This window comes from Microbacterium sp. UBA3394 (assembly GCF_002358725.1).
GTDB classification, from domain to species: domain Bacteria; phylum Actinomycetota; class Actinomycetes; order Actinomycetales; family Microbacteriaceae; genus Microbacterium; species Microbacterium luteum.
The window spans coordinates 4,574-8,098 of sequence record NZ_DEPK01000030.1 but is presented as its reverse complement, the minus strand read 5'-3'; the positions used below and the strand labels follow the sequence as shown (position 1 = coordinate 8,098).

At 67.9% G+C, this 3,525-nt stretch carries 5 protein-coding genes; 1 reads left to right on the top strand and 4 read right to left on the bottom strand.

Annotated features, from left to right (window positions below):
- Positions 1-336, top strand: a 336-nt coding sequence (locus B4E30_RS01535) for an acyl-CoA thioesterase (protein ID WP_286793211.1), incomplete at its 5' end; no start/stop codon positions are given.
- Positions 337-345: 9 nt separating this feature from the next.
- On the opposite strand, the gene B4E30_RS01530 is transcribed toward B4E30_RS01535, so the two are convergent.
- The 4 genes from B4E30_RS01530 to B4E30_RS01515 all read right to left on the bottom strand — a co-directional run.
- Positions 346-834, bottom strand: a complete 489-nt coding sequence (locus B4E30_RS01530) for an acyl-CoA thioesterase (RefSeq protein ID WP_286793210.1) — start codon at positions 832-834, stop codon at positions 346-348.
- The gene (gene ettA, locus B4E30_RS01525; RefSeq protein WP_286793209.1) at positions 827-2,506 is read right to left on the bottom strand and encodes an energy-dependent translational throttle protein EttA; all 1,680 of its coding nucleotides are present in this window, start codon (positions 2,504-2,506) and stop codon (positions 827-829) included. Before ettA ends, B4E30_RS01530 begins: the two co-directional genes overlap by 8 nt.
- A gap of 71 nt (positions 2,507-2,577) precedes the next feature.
- Positions 2,578-3,120 (bottom strand): DUF6993 domain-containing protein, encoded by a 543-nt coding sequence (locus B4E30_RS01520; RefSeq protein WP_286793208.1) that lies wholly within the window; start codon positions 3,118-3,120, stop codon positions 2,578-2,580.
- Positions 3,121-3,156: 36 nt separating this feature from the next.
- Positions 3,157-3,525: single-stranded DNA-binding protein (locus B4E30_RS01515; RefSeq protein WP_286793207.1), on the bottom strand; the 369-nt coding region annotated here is incomplete at its 5' end.

Genomic DNA, 3,525 nt, shown 5'->3' with positions numbered 1-3,525 from the left:
AGCCAGGCGGTGTGGCTGCGGCTGCGACGTCCCATCGGCGACGACCCCCTGGTGCACCGAGCGGTCCTGGCCTACATGAGCGACCTGTCCATCCAGGAGTCCATCCTGCGCGCGCACGGCATCGCGTGGGCGACGCCGGGCCTGAAGGTCGCCAGCCTCGATCACGCCATGTGGTGGCACCGCTTCGCGCGCGTCGACGAGTGGCTGCTCTATGTGCAGGAATCCCCGAGCGCGCGCGGCGGCCGCGGTCTCGGCACCGGCCGGCTCTACACGCGGGACGGCGCCCTCGTGGCAAGCGTCGCCCAGGAGGTCATGGTGCGCGTCCCGGCGTCGTGACGGGGGGAGTCAGCGCCGGTGGCCGAAGCTGATCGGATCACCCAGGAACGGCTCCCACGCGGACCTCTCGTCCGTCGAGAGCCGCATCGGACGGCCGGATGCGGCGTCCACCTTCACGACGACAGTCGTGGCCCGTGCGTACACGTGCGGTTCGGAGTCGGTGATCGGCCCGCACACCTCGTAGCAGACCTCGATGCTCGACCCGCCGAGTCGCCCGAACCAGATCTGCACATCGAGCGGCTCGCGTCGGTAGGGCACCGGCGCGAGATACTCGATCTCCTGCCGGGCGATGAGCGTGAGCACGCCGCTGTGCAGCCCGGAATCGAGCACGGCCGTCGGCGGCGCGGTCTCGCCGGCATGCGGCAGCCAGAAGGCACGCACGCGCGCCTCTTCGAGGAGCTTCAGCATCGTCGCGTTGTTGACGTGATTGAACGCGTCGAGGTCGCCCCACCGTAGATGGATGGGGATGTGGAGCCGACCGCCGCCGGTCTCAGTCACGCGTGAGCTTGCGATACGTCGAGCTCGCGCGGTTGAGGGCGTCGGGCCCGAGACGCTCGAGCTTGTTCTGCTCGTAGGCTTCGAAGTTCCCCTCGAACCAGTACCACCGGTCGGGATCCTCATCGGTGCCCTCGTAGGCGAGGATGTGGGTGGCGATGCGGTCGAGGAACCACCGGTCGTGCGTGATGACCACGGCGCATCCCGGGAACTCCAGCAGGGCGTTCTCGAGCGAGCCGAGGGTCTCGACGTCGAGGTCGTTGGTGGGCTCGTCGAGCAGCAGCAGGTTCCCGCCCTCCTTGAGCGTGAGCGCGAGGTTCAGTCGGTTGCGCTCACCTCCGGAGAGGACGCCCGCCTTCTTCTGCTGGTCGGGCCCCTTGAATCCGAACTTCGACACGTAGGCACGAGAGGGGATCTCGGTCTTGCCCACGGTGATGATGTCCAGGCCGTCTGAGACGACCTCCCACAGCGACTTGTTCGGGTCGATGTTCGAACGGGTCTGATCGACGTAACTGATCTTGACGGTCTCACCGACCTTCAGATCGCCGCCGTCGAGCGATTCCAGACCGACGATCGTCTTGAACAGCGTGGTCTTGCCGACACCGTTGGGACCGATGACGCCGACGATGCCGTTCGGCGGCAGGCTGAAGGTGAGACCGTCGATGAGCGAACGACCGTCGAAGCCCTTCTGCAGCTTCTTCGCCTCGATCACGATGTTGCCGAGGCGAGGTCCCGGCGGAATCTGGATCTCCTCGAAGTCGAGCTTGCGGGTGCGCTCGGCCTCGGCCGCCATCTCCTCGTAGCGGGCCAGACGCGCCTTCGACTTGGCCTGACGGCCCTTGGTGTTCGAGCGGACCCAGTCGAGTTCCTCGGAAAGGCGTCTGGCGAGCTTCGCGTCCTTCTTGCCCTGGATCTCGAGGCGCTCGCGCTTCTTCTCGAGGTAGGTCGAGTAATTGCCCTCGTACGGATAGAGACGCCCGCGGTCGACCTCCGCGATCCACTCTGCGACGTTGTCGAGGAAGTACCGGTCGTGGGTGATCGCGATCACCGCACCGGCATACTTCTGCAGGTGCTGCTCGAGCCACAGCACACTCTCCGCGTCGAGGTGGTTGGTGGGCTCGTCCAGCAGGAGCAGATCGGGCTTTTGAAGCAGGAGCTTGGTGAGGGCGACACGACGCTTCTCGCCTCCGGAGAGGTGCGAGATCTCGGCGTCTCCGGGCGGCGTGCGGAGGGCGCTCATGGCCTGTTCCAGCTGCGAGTCGAGATCCCACGCGTCGGCCGCGTCGATCTCCTCCTGCAACTGGCCCATCTCCGCCAGCAGCGCGTCGAAGTCGGCGTCGGGGTCGCTCATCAGCGCCGAGATCTCGTTGAAGCGGTCGAGCTTGGCCTTGATGGCGACGCCCTCCTGGATGTTCTCCAGCACGGTCTTGGTCTCGTCGAGCTCCGGCTCCTGCATGAGGATGCCGACGGTGAAGCCCGGGCTGAGCTTCGCCTCGCCGTTCGACGGCTGGTCGAGGCCGGCCATGATCTTCAGGATCGTCGACTTGCCGGCGCCGTTGGGGCCGACCATGCCGATCTTCGCGCCGGGGATGAACGACATCGTGACGTCGTCAAGGATCAACTTCTCGCCCACGGCCTTGCGCGCGCGGACCATCTGATAGATGTACTCAGCCATAGCTGCTCCAGTCTATGCGGGTCCGCAAGACGCTCGCGCGCCGTAGCCGGACGCGCCGTAGCCGGACCTGCTCACCAGTCGATCGGACGCGTGGCACCGACCAGGCATCCCCCGTCGGGAAGCGCATCGACGACGACCGTGAACGGATCTCCCGTCGCCGGACCGACCTGTCCCACGAGGCATTCCTCGCCCCACGCGACCGAGAACTGGATGCTCTCAGCGGGGTTGCCGACCGTGGAGGTGTCCTCGGTGACCTGCATCGCGGACTTGTCGAAACCGGCGGCGGTGAGTGCGTCGATGTACGTTCTGCCGGCGACGGCACTCTCGCCCCCGGCCGCCCACACCTCTTCGACCACGACGGTGAAGAACTCCAGGTTCTCCGCGGCGGTGCCCTCCGGACGGAGCGCCGGCTCCGCCGGTTCGGTGGGCGTCGGGGTCACCTCGATGGACACGGTCGGCGTCGCCGTCGAGTCCGGGTCATCCGCGAAGGCGGTGCACCCGGCGAGCGCGACGACACCGAACACCGCGAGTGCGGCGAGCGCGGTCCTGGCCGCGCCTCGCGTGGGCGTCACGGGCGGATGCAGGCGGCGGGAATCTCGCAGGCGCGGGGACACCCTGCCGAGTCTACGTGCGCCATGCTGCGCGCGCGGTCAGAACGGCGTGGCCTCCGCCTCGGGGGCCGGCGCACCCCAGTCCCCCGCCGCGCCGGTCGCCGGCGAGGCCGCGAGCGCTCCGTTCTCGGAGGAATCGCCCCCGCCCGGTGTCGCCGTCGTCCAGGTGTCCGATGCCTCGGAAGGTGTTCCCTCCGAAGTCGACCGCTCCTGGGGGCGGAACGACGTGACGCCGTAGCGAAGGTCGGGTCCGATCGCGTCGGCGTCGACCTCCGGCGACGTCCGCCATCCGTGCTCGGACTGCCACGAGCGCAGTCGCAGGCGCCCCGTCACGACGACCCTGCTCCCCTTCGTCAGCGACTGCGCCACGTGCTGGCCGAACTCCCGATACGCGGAGACCGTGTAGTA